We start from the raw sequence: 18,095 nt of genomic DNA on the forward strand, positions 1-18,095 counted from the left end.
CACACCGAGCAGGCGAGCCCGGGTGCACCGCCGGGCGGGCCGGGGAGGGGCGGAAAGTGCGGGTGCCACGCAGATCTCGGCGATCGGTGCGCACTGAGGGGTCTTCTGCTGCGGGCGGTCAGGTCGAGTCGGTCGCGGACGGTGGGGGCGGGCCGATCGCGCACGTAGCGGACGGGCCGATCGAGGAGGGTGCGGGCGAGCCGGCCGCGGACGGGGCGGGCGAGCGGGTTGCCGGTAGCGCGGGTGAGCGGATTGCCGACGGTGCGGCGGCTGCTGGTGCTGAGGTGGCTGGTGATGAAGTCGGTCTCGCCGAATCGGTTGGCGGCGGCGTTGCTGATGGCGAGGCAGTTGGCGGGAGAAGCCTCGGTGACGAGGCGGCTGGTCGCGAATTGGCTGGCGCGAGCGGCGGCGAGGTAGCGGCGGAATCAGCAATTGACGCTGCGGGCGGTGGCGCGGCAACTGGTGGAGCCGTTGCCGACAGTGTGGATGGCGCCGAGGTCGCGGGCGGAGCGGTTGCCGACAGTGCGGGGAGCACGGGCGCTGGCGTTGAGGTGGCAGTTGCCGACGGCGCGGGCAACGGCGGTGAACTAGCTGGCGAAGCGGTTGCCGCCGATGCATGGGGTGAAAGCAGCGACGGCGAGGTGGCTGCTGGAGCAATCGCCGACGCGGCGGATGGCGAAAGCACTGAACTAACCGCCGAAGAAACCGGCGAAGCGGCAGCCACTCAGGCGAACCCGGCCCGAACCAAAAGAACCCCACCCCTCATCGGACCCCCGCCGGAGAAGGCGCGGTTGATCGGCCGCGCGAGGATCCGGGCTCGGCGGGGGCGTTATCGCGCTCGGCGGGTGGCGTCGCGGCATCGCACGGCGGTCGCAGTGCTCACCGGGCTGCTGGGAGTGCTTCCGGCGACCGTAGGCGCGGGCGTGGTCGTAGGCTGGGTCGGGCGGATGCCCGTCGTGCACTCGGCGGACGTTATGCCTGATCAGGGGTACGACCCTGGCATTCGCGGCGTCGCCGTCGACGGGCGGTTGCCTGACGCGCCTGCACCGGTTCCACTGCCTGCGTATGACCTTCCAGACGGGCCGCTCGGGATTCCGGCTACTGCGCTTGCCGCGTATCGCCATGCGGGCGACGTCCTGGGGAAAGAGCAGCCGGCGTGTCATATCGACTGGGCGCTCGTCGCGAGTATCGGGCGGATCGAGTCGGATCACGCGCGTGGTGGGTATGTCGACGCGGCCGGGACCACACTTCAGCCGATTCTTGGGCCGCAGCTCAATGGCACGGGGCCGTTCGCGGCGATTCCCGATACCGATCATGGCGTTCTCGACCAGGATCCGGTGTGGGATCGCGCGGTGGGGCCGTTCCAGTTCATCCCGGCGACCTGGCGGACCTACGCCGCGGATGGCAACGGGGACGGCAAAGCCGACCCGGGCAATCTCTTCGACTCCTCGCTCGCGGCGGCGCGTTATCTCTGCTCCGGCGGGCTCGACCTGGCCAATCCGGATCAGCTCAGGACCGCGATCTACCGCTACAACAACTCCGACGCCTACGTCACCACGGTCATTCTCTGGGCCGAGGCCTACCGCAAGGGGGTCGCGCAGGTGCCGGACAGTCCGGGTCCGGCTACCGCCAGTTCCGCGCCGCCTGCGAGTCCGGGGGAGCGGCCGAGGACTACCGACTTGCCGCCGGTTGCGACGGGGGGTCCGTCGGTGACGCCTACTGGGTTGCCGCCGCAGAACAGTCCGAGCGGGACGCCTCCGGGCAGTACGTCCGGTGCGCCGAGTACCGACTCCAGCACTCCGACCTGCGGATCCAGTACCTCGACGACGCCAACCTCGACACCGCCGTCGACGACTTCGACCTGTACCTCGTCGTCGAACGGCAACCCGTCGAGCAGTGCCACCGCTCCTGGCTGACGAACAGGTAGCCTCGATGACAAACCTCGCCACACCGCAGGGGAGACGATGAGTCTTCGTCAGTTCGAGTACGCCTTGGCGGTCGCCGAGGCGGGGTCGGTGACCGCTGCGGCTGAAGTGCTGCACGTCGCTCAGCCGTCCGTTTCGCAGCAGATTCGGGGGCTCGAGCGGGAACTCGGCGTGCAGCTCTTCTCCCGCACGCCCACCGGGCTCGTGCCGACCGTCGTCGGGCGGGCGTTTCTTCGGGACGCGGAGGTCGCGGTGCGGGCCGCGCGGCGGGCGCAGGCTACCGCGCGGGCGGGGGCGGACGAGCTGGCCGGCGAGTTGCTCGTTTCGGCGCAGATGGGGTTGGGGACTCGGCAGTTGCCGGGGGCGCTGGCTGCGTTGCGGCGGAAGTATCCGCGGCTGGCGGTGACCGTGTTCGAGGAGCCGAATCCGGCTGAGCTGGAGCAGCTTGCCCGGCGCGGGGTGCTGGATCTCGCGTTGCTCGGCTCGGCGTGCGACGAGGGCCTGTACGAGGGACACCACCTCGGCGACGAGGAGTTCGTGGTCGTCCTCGGCGCCAGCCACCGGTTGCTCAAGAAGGACCGGATCGCGTTGCGGGAGCTGGAAGAAGAGCAATGGATCAGGTTCGACCCGGCCAGCGCGCTCGAGGGGTTCCTGACCGAAGTGTTGCGCGACAACGGGTTGAAGCCGACCGCGGTCGCGCGGGTGTCGCAGACCTCGACGGCGGTGCGGTGGGCCGCGCACGGGCTGGGAGTGACGCTCGTTCCGGCGTCGGCGGTGCCCGAAGGACATGAGCACCTCGTCCGGCCGGTGTTTCCGGTCGTGTCCCAGCCCGTCGTCGCGGCCGTCCGGCCCGGGGCGGGGCCCGCGGAGATGGCGTTGCTCGAGTTTCTGCGGCAGGAAACCTGGTATCAGCCGGTGTCTCCGGCCGCCTGAAAGCTCAGAGCTGCGTGTCGCCGCCGTCCACGACCAGTTCGATGCCGGTGGTGAAGGTGGCGTCGAAGGCCAGGAACGCGACGGCGCGGGCGATCTCTTCGGGGGTGCCCAGCCGTTTCATCGGGTTCGCGGCGGCTCGCGCGGCCTTGAACTGCGCGGCTTCCTCGGCCGACATCCCGGCTTCCAGGATCTCGGTGTCGATGGGACCGGGACTGAGCGCGTTGACCCGGATGCCGCGCGGGAGCAGTTCGGCGGCGAGCGTGCGGGCCATTGACCGCAGCGCCGCCTTGCCTGCCGAGTAGACGCTCGTTTCCGGCAGGCCCATGACGTTCGCCGTCGAGGTGGTCAGCACGACGCCCGCTCCCGAACGCAGCAGCGGCGCGAGCTTCTGCACGGTGAAGTACGCGCCCTTGACGTTCACCGCGAAGTCCGCATCGAACTGCTCCTCGGTGACCGACGTGAACGGTGCCGTCCGGGCCATCCCGGCGTTGACGAACAGCGCGTCGACCGGGCCGGGCACCTGGGCGGCCAGCGCGTCGAGATCGGAGAGCAACGCCACATCGCCGCGGACGGCCAGCGCGTCCTCGCCGAGTTGAGCCAAAGCCGCGTCGAGGCGGGATTGGGAACGGCCGGTGATGATTACCCGCGCTCCGCCGTCGGCGAACAATTTCGCGGTGGCGAAACCCATTCCGGTGCTGCCGCCGGTAATGACCGCGGTTTTGCCCTGATAAGCATTCATCGCGGGTATTCGCCTCCGTCGACGGCCAGTCCGCTTCCGGTCAGCCAGTTCGCCTGGTCGGACAGCAGGAACAGCACCGCGTTGGCGATGTCGTCGGGTTCGCCGTCGCGGCCCAGCGGGACGTCGGGGAGAGCGAAGCCGGACGACTGGCTCGCCCACTGCTCGCGCGTCGCCACACCGCCGGGAGTGGCGGTCCGGCCGGGGGACACGGTGTTGACGCGGACGCCGGACGGAGCCAGCTCAGCGGCCAGGCCCTGGCTGTAGGCCTCCAGCGCCGTTTTCGCCGCCACGTAGTGCAGGAACGGCGGGAACGGCGGACGGATCGCGGCGGTGGAGACGTGCACGATCGCGCCCGATCGGCGGTCGCGCATGCCCGGGGCGAGCAGCGCGTCCAGGCGGACCGCAGCCAGCAGGTTGACCGACAGCGCGTCCTGCCATTCGTCGTCGGGGATCGCCAGCGCGCTGGGGTGCGGACGCGCGCCGCCCGCGTTGTGCACCAGCAGGTCGACGCCGCCGAGGACCTCCTGGGCAGCGGTGGCGACCGTCTGGGCGCCGGCCTGCGTGCGGACGTCGGCTTCGATGAAGGACGCGCCTTCCGGCACCGGACCCGCCGACCGGGCGGTGGTGAGCACGGTCGCGCCCGCGGCCAGCAATTGCGCCACGATCGCCGCGCCGATTCCGCGGGAACCGCCGGTGACTACCGCGCGCTTTCCCACAATCCCGTAATCGGGCATGCCACTAAACCTTTCGATAAAAGAAGAAGAAAAACCGCCGTGAACAGAAATGCGGCGAACACGTCAACCGTACGGCCGGAAAAGAGAGAAAGGCAAAGACCAAATGTCGGCGAGGGGGCATAGGGCCCGCCTATGCCCGCCTCGCCTGCGAAGCGCCGGAGACCAAGTAAGGTCGGGGACATGCCTCGGGTAGCTGCGATCGACTGTGGGACCAACTCCATCCGTCTGCTCGTCGCCGAGTTGACGCCGCGCCACGACGGCACGGTCGACCTGCGCGACCTGCACCGCGAGATGCGCATCGTGCGGCTCGGCCAGGGCGTCGACGCCACCGGCAGGCTCGCGCCGGAAGCGCTCGAACGCACCCGTGCCGCGCTCGCGGACTACACCGTCGCCGCGCGGCGCAAGGGCGTCGAGAAGGTGCGCATGGTCGCCACCTCCGCGACCCGCGACGCGAGCAACCGCGACGAGTTCTTCGCGATGACCCGCGAAACGCTCGGCGTCGAGGCGGAGGTGATCAGCGGCGACGAGGAAGCCCGGCTGTCCTTCACCGGCGCGGTCGGCGAGCAGGACCCGGACGACGGGCCGTTCGTGGTCGTCGACGTCGGCGGCGGCTCCACCGAACTGGTCCTCGGCACCTGGAACGGCCGCGAGGCCGAGGTGATCGCCGCGAAATCCGTCGACATCGGCTGCGTCCGGATCACCGAGCGCGCGCTGAAGGGCGACCCGCCGACCGCCGACGAGATCGCCGCCGCCCGCGAATTGGCCCGCGGCATCCTCGCCGAGGCGTTCGACGTCGTGGACGTCGCGAAGGCCCGCACCTGGATCGGCGTCGCCGGCACCGTGACCACGTTGTCAGCGGTTTCGCTCGGCCTGCCCGAGTACGACTCCGAGCGCGTGCACCTGTCGAAACTGTCGCACAGCGAGATCGACCAGCTCGCCGGACAGCTGCTTGCGGCCGACCGCGCGACCCGTGCCGAGAACCCGGTGATCCACCCCGGACGGGTCGACGTCATCGGCGGCGGCGCGGTCGTCGTCCAGGTGCTCGCGGAGGAACTCGCCGCGCGCGGTGGTCCGGACCAGCTGGTGGTCAGCGAGCACGACATCCTGGACGGCATCGCTTTGTCGCTCGCCTGAACGCTCCGCAACGCCGGGGTCACCAGCCGCGCGCACCCGTACCAAAACCACCGAAAGTCATCAAGCGCAGTTAGTTGTGAGCTGACCGGGTGATGAACGGTGTTGTTATTCAGGTGCAACCCGGTGATCCGGTTACGAAGCGCTGATCCAGCTAGCCTCCATCTCGCTATTCGGACGCGAGAAACGGAGGGGACATGCGGGGTTCATCCAGGCTCTGGAGCGCGGCCGCAGTCGTGACAACCTTGTCACTGCTCCTGACCGCCTGTGGGGGCGGCGGATCCAGCAGCGGGTCGTCGGGAGAAGCGGATCCGAACGGGACCTTCACGGTCTACGGCACGGAACCGCAGAACACGCTGATCCCCACGAACACCAACGAGCTCGGCGGTTCCAAGGCCGTCGACCCGATGTTCTCCGGGCTCGTCGCGTACAAGGGCGACAGCGGCGAACCGTACAACCTGATGGCGGAGTCGATCACCACGACCGATTCCAAGGTCTTCGACATCAAGATCAAGCACGGCTGGAAGTTCCACGACGGCACCGAGGTCAAGGCGAAGAACTTCGTCGACGCCTGGAACTACGGGGCCAACTCGGCGAACGGCCAGATCAACAGCACGTTCTTCGAGAACATCGCGGGCTACGCCGACGTCCACCCGGCCGACAAGGCGGCGAAGCCGACCAAGGACAAGATGTCCGGCCTGGCGGTCAAGGGCGACTACGAGTTCCAGGTGACCCTGGACGCGCCGTTCTCCGTGTTCACCACCAAGATCGGCTACACCGCGTTCGCGCCGCTGCCGGACTCCTTCTTCAAGGACCCCGCCGCGTTCGCGAAGCACCCGATCGGCAACGGGCCGATGAAGTTCGTCAGCCGCACGCCGAACGTCGACATCAAGCTGACCCGGTTCGACGACTACCAGGGCCCGGACAAGGTCAAGTTCAAGGACCTGGACGTCAAGATCTACGCCAGCCAGGAAACCGCCTACCAGGACCTGCTGAGCAACAAGCTCGACTTCATCGAGACGTTGCCGCCGTCCGCGCTCACCGCGGACAAGTACAAGACCGACCTCAAGGACAACCTGGTCACCGGGCACCTGCTCGGCATCAGCACGATCGCGGTGCCGTACTACGTGCCCGGCTACAACAACCTCGACCTGCGCCGGGCGATCTCGATGGCGATCGACCGCGAGCAGATCACCAAGACGGTCATGCACGACACCTACGTTCCCGCCGACAGCTATGTCTCCCAGGGCATCGCGGGCTTCCGGCCGGGCGTGTGCGGCGAGTACTGCAAGTTCAACCCGGCGAAGGCGAAGGAACTGTTCGCGAAGTCCGGGTTCAAGGGCAAGCTCACCATCGCCTCGAACGCCGACGGCGGCCGCAAGGAACCGCTGGTGGCCGCGTGCAACAGCATCAAGAACACGCTCGGCGTCGAATGCGATTTCGTGCCCGCGACCGACTTCGGCCAGTGGCGCAGCATCGTGACCGGGCACAAGCTGACCGGCATGGGCCGTTCGGACTGGTCGGCGGACTATCCGTCCATTGAGGACTTCCTCAACCCGCTCTACCGGACCGGGGCCTCGTCGAACGACTCGACGTACTCCAACCCGCAGGTCGACGCTCTGCTGAAGCAGGCAGACTCGACGGCGGACAAGGACGCCGCGGTCAAGCTGTACCAGCAGGCCGAGGACTTGATCGCGAAGGACCTGCCCTCGATCCCGGTGTGGGACGAGAAGGGCGTCGCGGCCAAGTCGAAGCACACGAAGACCGTGGTCCTCGACTTCCGCCGCCGCGCGGACTACTCGTCGGTCGAGGTCCTCAAGAAGTGATGCGCTGACTCGTCCGTTTCCACCACGCGGCTCGTGAGCGTCCGCGCCCGCCACAAGCAGGCGGGGCGCTCACGAGCCCGGCGCGCACTCTGAGGAACCACGCATGATTCGCTACGTCCTGCGCCGCCTGCTCCAGTTGATCCCGGTGTTCTTCGGCACCACCTTCCTGATCTACGCACTGGTGTGGGCCGTGCCCGGGGACCCGTTCTCCGGCAAATGCGGTCAGCAAGCCTGCCCACAGGCCTATATCGACTTGATGACCGAGAAGTTCCACCTCAACGACAACCTGTTCGTCCAGTACTTCAAATACCTCGGGAGCCTGTTCAGCGGCGACTGGGGCGAGACGTTCAACGGCTCCTCGGTCGGCGAACTGATCTCCACCTCCTACCCGATCACGTTGCGCCTCGCGGTCGTCGCGGTGCTCATCGAAGCGGTCATCGGCCTGAGCGCCGGCGTGCTGACCGGCTTGCGCGGCAAGGGTTTCCTCGACAACCTGGTGCTGGTCTCGACCACGTTCCTGATCTCGCTGCCGGTGTTCGTCACCGCGATCGTGCTGCAGATCGTGCTCGGCGTGAACCTGGGCATCATCGACGCCAGCGTTTCGGACGATCCGAGCTTCGGCGAGCTGATCGTGCCGGGCATCGCGCTCGGCAGCCTCTCGATGGCTTACGTCGCGAGGCTGACGAGAACGTCGATCGCGGAGAACCGGCACGCCGACTACATCCGCACCGCCATCGCCAAGGGGCAGCCCAACAGCCGCGTCATCGGCATTCATCTGCTGCGCAACTCGGTGATCCCGGTGCTGACCTTCCTCGGCACCGACCTCGGCGCCCTGATGGGCGGTGCGATCGTGACCGAGGGCGTGTTCAACATCAACGGTCTCGGCGGGCTGATCTTCCGCGGCCTCCAGAACCGGGAAAGCGCGACCGTCGTCGGCGTCGTCGTGCTGCTGGTGCTGGTGTATCTGCTGATGAGCCTGATCGTGGACCTGCTCTACGCCGTTCTCGACCCGAGGATCCGTTATGACTGACCCGAATCTCGTCGGCGGCGGAGGGGTCGACGCGGCACAGCTGTCGCATGTGGACAGCTCGGCCGACGCCGGCCCGAAGAAGCCGCGCAGTCTGTGGGGCGACGCGTGGCGGCAACTGCGCCGCAAGCCGACGTTCGTCATCTCCGCGGTGATCATCCTGCTGATCGTGCTCATCGCGATCGCGCCGGGATTGTTTTCGCACCGTCCCGCCGGATACAACGATCTGGCCCACGCCAACGAAGGCCCGTCCGCGGACGCCTGGTTCGGTTACGACAACCAGGGTTACGACGTTTACGCGCGGACCATCTACGGAGCCAGGGCATCGCTCCTGGTCGGCGTTTTCGCGACGCTGCTGACTGTCCTTTTCGGATCGTTGATCGGCATCGTCGCGGGCTACTACGGCCGGATCGTCGACAGCCTGCTGTCCCGGCTCGGCGACATCTTCGCCGGTCTGCCGTTCGTGCTGGGCGCGATCGTCATTCTCACCACGTTCAACGCTCCCGGCACGAATCCCGGACAGGTCACCATCATCGTTCAGGTGGTGTGCTCGATCGCGGTGCTGACCTGGCCGGTGGCGATGCGGATCATGCGGTCCGCGACGCTGGTGGCCAAGCAGCTGGATTACGTGAAGGCGGCCCGTGCGCTCGGCGCGAGCACGCCGCGGATCGTGTTCCGGCACCTGCTGCCGAACACGCTCGCGCCGGTGCTCGTGTACGCCACGATCGCGCTCGGCGCGGCCATCGGCGCCGAGGCGACGCTGGCGTACCTCGGCATCGGCGTGCGGCCGCCCGTGGTGTCGTGGGGCGTCATGATCAGCGACGCGCGCGACTATTTCCGCGCGGTCCCGCACATGCTCCTGTTCCCCGGTGCGTTCGTCACCATCACCGTGCTCGCGTTCGTGATGCTCGGCGACGGTATCCGCGACGCGCTCGACCCGAAGTCGAGGTAGCCGCAATGTCCACAGTGTCCAGTTCACCTGGTCCGACGACGGAGCACGAGCTGCTGCTCGAGGTCGAAGACCTGCACGTGGAGTTCCGCACCTCCGACGGCGTGGCCAACGTGCTCAACGGCGTCGGCTATTCGGTGCACGCCGGGGAAACCCTTGCCGTGCTCGGCGAATCGGGCTCCGGCAAGAGCGTCACCGCGCAAACCATCATGGGAATCCTCGACACCCCGCCGGGCGTGATCACCGGCGGATCGATCCGGTATCGCGGCGAGGACCTGCTCACCGCGTCGGCGGACCGTCGCCGGCAGGTGCGCGGTGCGGAGATCGCGATGATCTTCCAGGACGCGCTTTCGGCGCTGAACCCGGTGTTCACCGTCGGGTTCCAGATCGAAGAGCAATTGCGCGTCCGGCTGGGCATGTCCAAAAAGGACGCGCGCAAGCGGGCGGTCGAACTGCTCGACCTGGTGCGGATCCCGGCCGCGGAACGGCGGGTGAAGGATTACCCGCACCAGTTCTCCGGCGGGATGCGGCAGCGTGCGATGATCGCGATGTCGCTCGCGCTCGACCCGGATCTGCTCATCGCGGACGAGCCGACGACCGCGCTGGACGTGACCGTGCAGGCGCAGATCATGGACCTGCTCGCGGACATCCAGCGGGAACGGCGGATGGGGCTGGTGCTCATCACGCACGACCTCGGCGTGGTCGCGGAGGTCGCGGACCGGATCGCGGTGATGTACGCCGGGCGGATCGTGGAACAGGCCGACGTGCGGGAATTGTTCAGTTCGCCAGGGCATCCCTACACCGCGGCGCTGATGGATTCGCTGCCCCGGCTGGACCTCAAAGGACAGACCCTGGAAACCATCAAGGGCCTGCCGCCGAGCCTGCTCGACATTCCGTCCGGCTGCCCGTTCCACCCGCGCTGCAAGCGAGCCGAGCAACGGTGCCGCGACGAGCGGCCGTCGTCGCACGCGCTCGGGTTCGGCCGGGTCAGTGCGTGTCACTTCGCCGAGGAGGTGGTGGAGAGCCGTGGGTGAGCCGATTCTCAGTGTGCGCGAACTGGTGAAGCATTTCCCGGTGCGCACCGGTGTGCTGTTCAAACGGACCATCGGACAGGTGAAGGCCGTCGACGGCGTTTCGTTCGACCTGCAGCCGGGTGAAACTCTCGGCGTGGTCGGGGAATCCGGGTGCGGCAAGTCGACGCTCGCCCAGGTGCTGATGCGCCTGGAGGAGCCGACCAGCGGCAGCGCGACCTTCGAGGGTCGCGACCTGTTCAAGGTGCGCGGTGCGGAACTGCGGCGAATGCGCCGGGAAATCCAGATCGTGCTGCAGGATCCGTACACGTCGCTGAATCCGCGGATGACCGTCGGCGACATCGTCGGCGAGCCGTTCGAGATCCACACCGACGTCGCGCCGAAGGGTTCGCGGGCGAAGAAGGTGCAGGAACTGCTGGAGGTGGTCGGGCTCAACCCCGAGCACGTGAACCGGTATCCGCACCAGTTCTCCGGCGGGCAGCGGCAGCGCATCGGCATCGCGCGGGCGCTGGCGTTGCGGCCCAAGGTGATCATCTGCGACGAGCCGGTGTCCGCTTTGGACGTTTCGATCCAGGCGCAGGTGATGAACCTGCTCGGGGAACTCCAGGGCGAGTTCGGACTGTCCTATGTGTTCATCGCGCACGACCTCTCGGTGGTGCGGCATCTGTCCACCCGGGTCGCGGTGATGTACCTGGGCAAGATCGTCGAAATCGGTACCGAGGACGAGATCTACGAGCGACCGTCTCACCCGTACACCCAGGCGTTGCTGTCCGCGGTGCCGGTCGCGGACCCCGCGGTGCGCGGGCAGCGGCAGGTGATCCGGTTGGAGGGCGACGTGCCGAGCCCGATCGATCCGCCGTCGGGCTGCCGTTTTCGCACGCGCTGCTGGAAGGCCGCGGATATTTGCGCGACCGAGGTGCCGAAGCTGGAACCGCGGACGGACGGGCATCTGTCGGCTTGTCACTTCGCCGAGGAGAAGTCGGTGGTTCCGTAACCTGGCGATTCCTCCGGTTTGCCGATTGCCGTGCGCAGTGTCCGCTATGTACGTTGCATTGTCGGTTTCGGTCAGGAGGACTCGTGAAAAGACCAAGATTGCTCGCTGTGGCACTCGCGGTGCCATTGTTCGGTGCGGTGTCCGGCGTCGCCGTTGGAGCGGCGTCGGCCCAACCGGCCGGACCGGTAACGGAATTCAGCGTGCTGGCGCGGGACGGCCAGAGCGTCGCCGCCGCGCAGCAGGCGGTGCGCGACGCCGGCGGCACGATCGTCGCGACCAACACGGCGGTCGGGCTCATCACCGCCACCGCGCCCGCTGTCGGCTTCACTGAGCGGGTTTCGGCGAACCGCGCGGTATTCGGCGCGGCGAAGGCGAAAGCGATCGGCAGCGCGCCGAAGGCGGGCAAGAAGGAGAAGCCGGACGCGGTCGAGAAGGAAGGCCGCGGCAGCGTTTCGCGCAAGGCCGCGGCGAAGAAGGCGGTCGGCACCGATCCGCTGGACGACCAGCTCTGGGGTCTCAAGTCCACTCGCTCCGACCTCGCGCGCACCAAGCAGGCTGGCGACAAGCGGGTGAAGGTCGGCATCATCGACACCGGCGTCGACGGCAGTCACCCGGACATCGCGCCGAACTTCGACAAAGCCGATTCGCGCAACTTCACCAAGGACATCGTCGCTGACGTCAACGGCACCGTCGTCGACGGCCCGTGCGAATACCGGGGCTGCGTCGACCCGGTGGACCACGACGACAACGGCCACGGCACGCACGTCGCCGGCACGATCGCCGCGGCCGCCAACGGATTCGGCGTGTCCGGGGTCGCACCGAACGTGACCCTGGTGAACGTCCGCGCCGGACAGGATTCCGGGTACTTCTTCCTCCAGCCGACGGTCGACGCGCTGACGTATTCCGGCGACGCCGGACTCGACGTCGTCAACATGAGCTTCTACGTGGACCCGTGGCTCTACAACTGCCGTTCGAACCCGGCGGATTCTTCTGCCGAGCAGGCGGAACAGCGCACGATCATCGAAGCGGCCACGCGGGCGTTGAACTACGCGCACCGCAAGGGCGTGACGATGGTGGTCGCGCTCGGCAACCAGCACGACGAAATGGCCGCGCCGCACGACGACGTCACGAGCCCGGACTATCCGGCGAACGGGACGCATCCGCGCAAGATCGACAATTCTTCGTGCTTCTCGCTGCCGGTCGAAGGCCCGCACACCATCGGTGTCGGTTCGTTCGGTCCGACGCAGGCGAAGGCGGACTACTCCAACTACGGGACCGAGCAGATCTCCGTTTCCGCGCCGGGCGGGTATTTCCGGGACGGCTACGGCACGCCGTGGTACCGGACGGTGGAGAACGAGATCCTGTCGACGTACCCGCGCAATGTGGGGGTCGCGGAAGGAAACATTGACGCAGCGGGCAATGTGACTCCGGCTGGCGTCGCGCTTGGCGTGCAGAAGGCGACGGCGGCGGACGGCCGGGTCGGCTATTACCAGTGGCTGCAAGGGACTTCGATGGCCGCTCCCCATGCGACTGGTGTCGCGGCGCTGATCGTTTCCCAGTACGGTAAGAAGACCGGGCATTCCGCGTCGATGGATCCGGACGCGGTGCAGCGGGTGCTGGAAGGCACGGCCGCGCCGATCGCGTGTCCCGTGCCGCGGACGGTCGATTACCTGAAGGAGGGCCGGGACGCTTCGTTCACGGCGACCTGCCTGGGTGACGCGTCGTTCAACGGTTTCTACGGACATGGTTCGGTGGACGCCTATTCCGCGGTGACGCGGGGTTCGGCGTACCTTCGCTGATAAAGCGGCGGTGGGGCGGGTGTTCCGCCCCACCGCCTGTTTCAGTACTTCCGCAGCCGGTCCATGATCTTGTCGGCTGCCTGTTGTTGTTGCGGGGTAAGCGACTTGACGGTCGCTTCGGCACCGCAGAATTTGTCCGTCGTCGGGCGGATTCCGTTGACCAGGTAATCGATGACGGCGTTGAAGCCGCAGCTGTTCAGGTACGGGAGTCCGACGCCGTGGCCGCCTTGGTCCACAGTGACCATTCGGGCCCGGTCGCCGAACGCCTCTCGGGTGTCCAGCGCGCCGGACAGTGGGGTCGCCGGGTCGCGCATGTTCTGGACCAGCAACAGGTTTGACGGTCCCTGGTCGCTGAATTGCACGGCCGGTTCCAGTGGTTGGTAGGGCCAGGATGCGCACGGCCAGACGTTCGCGGTCGCGCCGCCGAGCATCGGGTACGTGACCCGGTCGTGCGCGACGTTCCGCCGGTAGGTCGAGATCTGCCGCGGCCACGCGTTGTCGCCGCAGATCACCGAAAGCATGGTGGCGATCTCGCTTTGGTCCGAACCGGCCGTGCTCGGCAGTGAATCGGGTGCCTGGTCCGCGAGGGCTGATTGCCACAGCTGCGCCAGTCTCGGGAAGGCCGTGGTCTGATAGGTCAGGCCGTGTGTCACGTATCGGAAGGCCGATCCGTCCAGGGTCCCGATCGGATGCTGGTCGAGTTTGTCCGCGAGTTTGAAGAAGGTCGCGGTGACCTCGGCGGGAGTGCTGCCAAGGCCGTAGGAAGAATTGCGTGCTGCCGCCCATTTCGCGAAGTCCGGGAAGCGATCCTGCAATCCTTGGGCGAACCGCCGGGCTGCGGTGATGTCGTAGCCGCCGGGCCCGAGAATGCTGTCGAGCACCACGCGATCGGTGCGTTCCGGGAACAGCGACGTGTACACTCCGCCGAGATAGGTGCCGTAGGACAGGCCGAAGTAAGAGATCTTCGACTCGCCGAGCGCGGCGCGGATCTGATCCATGTCCCGCGCGGTGTTCGCGGTGGTGATGTACGGCAGAACCGCCGCGGATCCCGAGGCGGCGCATTGCTGCGCGACCTGCTTGGCATGCGCCGCGGCCTCGCTGACCTCGGCGGCGTTGTGCGCGTACTTCGGCCCGATCGACAGCTGAGGGTCGAGGTCGCAGGTGACCGGATTGCTGTGGTCGACGCCGCGCGGGTCGAAGCCGATCAGGTCGTATTCGGCGAGGAGGCTGGCCGGAAGTCCGAGCTGGGTGAGCTGGAGCGGGAAGGCCAGGCCCGGACCGCCGGGTCCGCCTGGGTTGAACAGCAGGACTCCGCGCCGTTTCGCCGGGTCGGTGCTCGGCAACCGGGAGATTTCGACGCTGATCTTCTTGCCGTCCGGATTGCGGTAGTCCAGCGGTACTTCGACGGCCGCGCATTGCAATCCCGGAGAAGCGACGTCGGCTGGACACGCGCCCCAGTTCACCGTGGATTTCGCCGGGGAGGCGTGCGCCGGAACGGAAGTTGCTGTGAGCGCGGCGGCCGCCAGTACGGCGAGCAATTGTTTTCGCACGTTTTCCTTCCTCCTGTCGTGCGCCGGTGATCGGCGGTTCAGTACTGCCGCAGCCGCTCTGCCAGCTTGCTCGCGGCCTCCTGTTGCTGCGGAGTAAGTGACTTGACACTCGCCTCGGCACCGCAGAATTTGTCCGTCGCCGGGCGGATTCCGTTTACCAGGTAGTCAGCGACGGCGTTGAAACCGCAGCCATTCAGGTACGGGAGTCCGACGCCATGGCCGCCTGTGGTCCACAGTGACCATTCGAGCCCGGTCGCCGAACGCCTCGCGGGTTTCGAGGGCACCGGACAGCGGGGTCGCCGGATCGCGCATGTTCTGGACCAGCAACAGGTTCGACGGTCCCTGGTCGCTGAACTGCACTGCCGGTTCGACGGGCTGGTATGGCCAGGCCGCGCACGGCCAGACGTTCGCGGTCGCGCCGCCGAGCATCGGATAAGCGGCCCGGTCCGCCACGACATTCCGCTGGTAGGTCGAAATCGTCCGGGGCCAGGAGTTGTCGCCGCACAGGACCGACAGCATGGTCGCCCGCTCGCTCTGTTCCTGCCCCGTGGCGGGCGGCAGCAGCGAGCCGGGCGGGGACTGGTCGTTGAGGAGGGCTTGCCACGTCTGGGCCAGCCTGGGGAAGGTCAGCGTCTGGTAGGTGAGGCTGTGCGTGCCCAGGCGGAAGAGCGAGCCGTCGAGGCCGGCGGCCGGGTGCTGGTCGAGTTTGTCCGCGAGTTTGAAGAAGGTCGCGGTGACCTCGGCGGGAGTGCTGCCGAGTCCGTAGGTCGAATCGCGCATCGCGGCCCATTTCGCGAAGTCCGGGAAGCGGTCCTGCATTCCCTCGGCGAACCGGCGGGCGGTGGTGAGGTCGACGCCGGTCGGCCCGGCGACGCTGTCGAGCACGACGCGGTCGGTCTGGTCCGGGAACAGCGAGGCGTAGACCCCGCCGAGGTAGGTGCCGTACGACAGGCCGAAGTAGGAGATCTTCTGCTCGCCGAGCGCGGCGCGGATCCGGTCCATGTCGCGGGCGGTGTTCGCGGTGGTGACGTAGGGCAGGATCGCCGCGGACGCCGAAGCGGCGCATTGCCGGGCGATCTGCTTGGCGGCCGTCGAGGCCTGCACGACTTCTTCGCGGTTGTGCGCGTATTTCGGGGTGAAGGCGAGTTGCTCCGGAGCGAGATCGCAGCTCACCGGCGTGCTGTGGGCGACCCCGCGCGGATCGAAGCCGATCAGGTCGTACTCGGCGAGCAGGCTCGCGGGCACTCCGATCCGCGCCCAGGTCGGCGGGAAGGCGAGCCCGGGTTCGCCGGGGCCGCCCGGGTTGAACAGCAGTACTCCGCGCCGTTTGGCCGGGTCGGTGCTCGGCAGGCGGGAAATCGCGAGGCTGATCTTCTTCCCGTCGGGATGCCGGTAGTCCAGCGGCACTTCCAGCGACGCGCACTGCAAGCCGGGCGACGCGACGTCGGCCAGGCACGCGCCCCAGTTCACCGTGGATTTCGCCGGGGAGGCGTGGGCGGGAACGGCGGTCGCTGTGAGCGTGGCGGCCGCCACTACGGCGAGCAATTGTTTTCGCACGGGTTTCCGTCCTTTGCTGAGAACAAGCGAACTCAGGAAACTGAAGGGAAATGCACGAAAGCTGTGTTCGCGGACGGTTCGACCGCTGGTCAGGCCGACCCCCGGCCGCGTCGATGATCGAGAACGCCGCCGACGTTACTCCGATCTCCTCGGCACCGGAAGGGGTCAGCGGCGCGGTTCCCAGCGGAATAGCCGGGTCGCCAGCGTGACGCTGAGAATCAGCCACGCCGCGATCGGGCCGAACAGGACTAGCGAGTCGGTTGCCGAGCTTCCGCCATTCCAGGAATTCAATACGAGTTCGGTGGCCGCGCCGCCGGGAAGAAGGCGTTTCAGCAGGGACAGCTGTTCGGTTCCGGTGATTCCGATCCAACTTGCTACCGCGAGAACCGCGACCGTGATGGGCAGCGTGGTGACCTGGGCGTGCTCCGGGGAGTTCGTGAGGCCGGCGGTGGCCAGGCCGAGCGCGACCATCATGCCGATGGTGGCGACGACCGCGACGACCAGCAGCAGCGGGTTTTTCGGTGCGCCGGTGACCGCGCCGAGCACGGCGAGGATGACGCCGACCTGGATGGTGGTGATCGCGGTGATCGGCAGGAGCAGGCCGACGAGAATGCCGGAGTCGCTCGCCGCGGTGGAGCGCAGGCGTTTGAGGAAGAGGTTCTGCCGTCGAGCGGCGAGAGTAGTGACGGTGGTGGTGTACAGGCCGATCGCGGTAATGAAGAAAAGCGTCAGTGCTGCGATATAACCGAGGCTGCCGAGTTTAGCGAAGGTTTCGTGCCGGGAGATGAAGAAAGCGCTGAACGCGACGGGCAGGATCAATGAGGTGACCAGCACCAGACGATTCCGGAAGAGCTGGATCAGTTCGCCGCGGGCAATGGAGAGCATCGGAAAGCCTTTCGGTGATTACGCGTTGCTGATGGCGCGGAAGACGTCGTCCAGCCGCGTCGGTCCGGCTTCTAGTTCGGCTAGTTCCACGGCGTAGTCCGCTGCCCAGCCGAGCAGGGTGTGCAGGTCTTTCTGCAGGCCGAAGGTTTCGATGAGGAATCGGCCGTCCTCTTCGCGGGTCGCTTGCAGCGGCGGCACCGGGGCATGCGGCGGAAGTCCGAAGCGGATGGTCGCGGGCAGCGTCCGGGTCAGTTCGGCGACGGTGCCTTCGCGGTTGAGCGTGCCCTGGTGCATCAGGCCGATGCGATCGGCGCGCTGCTGTGCTTCCTCGAGGTAATGCGTGGTCAGGACGATGGTGGTGCCGTCCTCGCGGAGCCGGTCCACGGCGTCCCAGAGCGCGTCGCGCGACTGGATGTCCAGACCAGTGGTCGGCTCGTCGAGGAAGACCAGGTCCGGTGTCCCGTACACAGCGGTCGCGAAGTCGAGCCGTCGCTTCTCACCGCCGGACAGCTGCGACACCCTGGTGGTGGCTTTGCGGGTGAGGTCGGTGATGCCGAGCAGCCGCTCGACGTTGTCGTCGCGCTGGGTCAGGCTGCCGATCAGCCGGATCGACTCGCGCACGGTCAGGTCCGGCGAGAAGCCGCTTTCCTGCAGCATGATCCCCATCCGGGGACGCACCGAAGCGCGGTCGCGCGGGTCTTTGCCGAACACCCGCACGGAGCCGGAGCTGGGTTTGCGGTGGCCTTCGACGGTCTCCAGCGTCGAGGTCTTCCCGGCGCCGTTCGTGCCGAGCAGCGCGTACAGTTCGCCGCGGGCGACCTGGAACGACAGATCGCGCACGGCCTGGAAGTCGCCGTAAGTGAGATTCAGGCGGTCGACTTCGATGACTGGGGTCGTGGACATGCTCCGATTCCAGCCGGATCCGCTGGTCGGGAGTAGTGCGGCCACGTCAGCCGAAAACATGACGCTGCGTCACTGGTGGGCCCTTGGCGGCTGCGGCATGCTGGGACCGAAT

At 67.5% G+C, this 18,095-nt stretch carries 15 protein-coding genes; 9 read left to right on the forward strand and 6 right to left on the reverse strand.

Annotation, left to right across the window (positions count from 1 at the left end; genetic code table 11):
• The first annotated feature begins 284 nt into the window (after positions 1-284).
• Both WA670_RS07420 and WA670_RS07425 read left to right on the forward strand, forming a co-directional pair.
• Positions 285-1,916 carry a lytic transglycosylase domain-containing protein gene (locus WA670_RS07420; RefSeq protein ID WP_336157196.1) on the forward strand — a complete coding sequence of 544 codons (1,632 nt, stop codon included), beginning with the start codon at positions 285-287 and terminating at the stop codon, positions 1,914-1,916.
• Between the two features lie 48 nt (positions 1,917-1,964).
• Positions 1,965-2,858 (forward strand): LysR family transcriptional regulator, encoded by an 894-nt coding sequence (locus WA670_RS07425; RefSeq protein ID WP_037820253.1) that lies wholly within the window; start codon positions 1,965-1,967, stop codon positions 2,856-2,858.
• A gap of 4 nt (positions 2,859-2,862) precedes the next feature.
• On the opposite strand, the gene WA670_RS07430 is transcribed toward WA670_RS07425, so the two are convergent.
• Together WA670_RS07430 and WA670_RS07435 are read right to left on the reverse strand one after the other, a co-directional pair.
• The gene (locus tag WA670_RS07430) at positions 2,863-3,597 is read right to left on the reverse strand and encodes an SDR family oxidoreductase (RefSeq protein ID WP_037820256.1); all 735 of its coding nucleotides are present in this window, start codon (positions 3,595-3,597) and stop codon (positions 2,863-2,865) included.
• Positions 3,594-4,331: an oxidoreductase gene (locus WA670_RS07435; protein WP_336157197.1), complete on the reverse strand. Its 738-nt coding sequence runs from the start codon at positions 4,329-4,331 to the stop codon at positions 3,594-3,596. Before WA670_RS07435 ends, WA670_RS07430 begins: the two co-directional genes overlap by 4 nt.
• A gap of 180 nt (positions 4,332-4,511) precedes the next feature.
• Between WA670_RS07435 and WA670_RS07440 the strand changes: the two genes are divergently transcribed.
• From WA670_RS07440 to WA670_RS07470, 7 genes are all read left to right on the forward strand, one after another.
• On the forward strand, positions 4,512-5,465 hold the full coding sequence (locus tag WA670_RS07440; RefSeq protein ID WP_037820259.1) for a Ppx/GppA phosphatase family protein: 954 nt from the start codon (positions 4,512-4,514) through the stop codon (positions 5,463-5,465).
• Positions 5,466-5,659: 194 nt separating this feature from the next.
• A complete protein-coding gene (locus tag WA670_RS07445) occupies positions 5,660-7,288 on the forward strand; it encodes a peptide ABC transporter substrate-binding protein (protein ID WP_043836577.1) in 1,629 nt (542 codons plus the stop codon).
• Between the two features lie 103 nt (positions 7,289-7,391).
• Positions 7,392-8,318, forward strand: coding sequence for an ABC transporter permease (locus WA670_RS07450; RefSeq protein WP_238604232.1), 927 nt, complete (start codon positions 7,392-7,394; stop codon positions 8,316-8,318).
• Positions 8,311-9,267: an ABC transporter permease gene (locus WA670_RS07455; protein ID WP_336157198.1), complete on the forward strand. Its 957-nt coding sequence runs from the start codon at positions 8,311-8,313 to the stop codon at positions 9,265-9,267. The genes WA670_RS07450 and WA670_RS07455 overlap by 8 nt, the downstream gene beginning before the upstream one ends.
• A gap of 5 nt (positions 9,268-9,272) precedes the next feature.
• The gene (locus tag WA670_RS07460) at positions 9,273-10,298 is read left to right on the forward strand and encodes an ABC transporter ATP-binding protein (RefSeq protein WP_037820264.1); all 1,026 of its coding nucleotides are present in this window, start codon (positions 9,273-9,275) and stop codon (positions 10,296-10,298) included.
• Entirely contained in the window at positions 10,291-11,289 is a 999-nt protein-coding gene (locus WA670_RS07465) for an ABC transporter ATP-binding protein (RefSeq protein ID WP_336157199.1), read from the forward strand. Before WA670_RS07460 ends, WA670_RS07465 begins: the two co-directional genes overlap by 8 nt.
• Positions 11,290-11,372: 83 nt before the next feature.
• Complete coding sequence (locus WA670_RS07470; RefSeq protein ID WP_336157200.1) at positions 11,373-13,088, forward strand: S8 family serine peptidase; 1,716 nt, start codon at positions 11,373-11,375, stop codon at positions 13,086-13,088.
• A gap of 41 nt (positions 13,089-13,129) precedes the next feature.
• Here the strand turns inward: WA670_RS07470 and WA670_RS07475 are convergent, their stop codons facing one another.
• The 4 genes from WA670_RS07475 to WA670_RS07490 form a co-directional block, all read right to left on the reverse strand.
• Positions 13,130-14,638 (reverse strand): alpha/beta hydrolase, encoded by a 1,509-nt coding sequence (locus WA670_RS07475; RefSeq protein WP_336157201.1) that lies wholly within the window; start codon positions 14,636-14,638, stop codon positions 13,130-13,132.
• Between the two features lie 165 nt (positions 14,639-14,803).
• Positions 14,804-16,195 (reverse strand): alpha/beta fold hydrolase, encoded by a 1,392-nt coding sequence (locus WA670_RS07480; protein WP_336157202.1) that lies wholly within the window; start codon positions 16,193-16,195, stop codon positions 14,804-14,806.
• Between the two features lie 165 nt (positions 16,196-16,360).
• Complete coding sequence (locus WA670_RS07485; protein ID WP_275294530.1) at positions 16,361-17,080, reverse strand: ABC transporter permease; 720 nt, start codon at positions 17,078-17,080, stop codon at positions 16,361-16,363.
• Positions 17,081-17,098: 18 nt separating this feature from the next.
• Positions 17,099-17,983 carry an ABC transporter ATP-binding protein gene (locus tag WA670_RS07490; protein WP_336157203.1) on the reverse strand — a complete coding sequence of 295 codons (885 nt, stop codon included), beginning with the start codon at positions 17,981-17,983 and terminating at the stop codon, positions 17,099-17,101.
• Between the last annotated feature and the right edge of the window lie 112 nt (positions 17,984-18,095).

Origin of the sequence: Amycolatopsis sp. VC5-11 (assembly GCF_037034185.1) — a bacterium.
GTDB lineage: Bacteria > Actinomycetota > Actinomycetes > Mycobacteriales > Pseudonocardiaceae > Amycolatopsis > Amycolatopsis nivea.

Coding starts and splice junctions, on each gene's coding strand:
- WA670_RS07435 (WP_336157197.1), bottom strand. CDS start 4,331: ATGCCCGATTACGGGATTGTGGGAAAGCGCGCGGTAGTCACCGGCGGT.
- WA670_RS07490 (WP_336157203.1), bottom strand. CDS start 17,983: ATGTCCACGACCCCAGTCATCGAAGTCGACCGCCTGAATCTCACTTAC.
- WA670_RS07455 (WP_336157198.1), top strand. CDS start 8,311: ATGACTGACCCGAATCTCGTCGGCGGCGGAGGGGTCGACGCGGCACAG.
- WA670_RS07485 (WP_275294530.1), bottom strand. CDS start 17,080: ATGCTCTCCATTGCCCGCGGCGAACTGATCCAGCTCTTCCGGAATCGT.
- WA670_RS07425 (WP_037820253.1), top strand. CDS start 1,965: ATGAGTCTTCGTCAGTTCGAGTACGCCTTGGCGGTCGCCGAGGCGGGG.
- WA670_RS07440 (WP_037820259.1), top strand. CDS start 4,512: ATGCCTCGGGTAGCTGCGATCGACTGTGGGACCAACTCCATCCGTCTG.
- WA670_RS07450 (WP_238604232.1), top strand. CDS start 7,392: ATGATTCGCTACGTCCTGCGCCGCCTGCTCCAGTTGATCCCGGTGTTC.
- WA670_RS07445 (WP_043836577.1), top strand. CDS start 5,660: ATGCGGGGTTCATCCAGGCTCTGGAGCGCGGCCGCAGTCGTGACAACC.
- WA670_RS07430 (WP_037820256.1), bottom strand. CDS start 3,597: ATGAATGCTTATCAGGGCAAAACCGCGGTCATTACCGGCGGCAGCACC.
- WA670_RS07460 (WP_037820264.1), top strand. CDS start 9,273: ATGTCCACAGTGTCCAGTTCACCTGGTCCGACGACGGAGCACGAGCTG.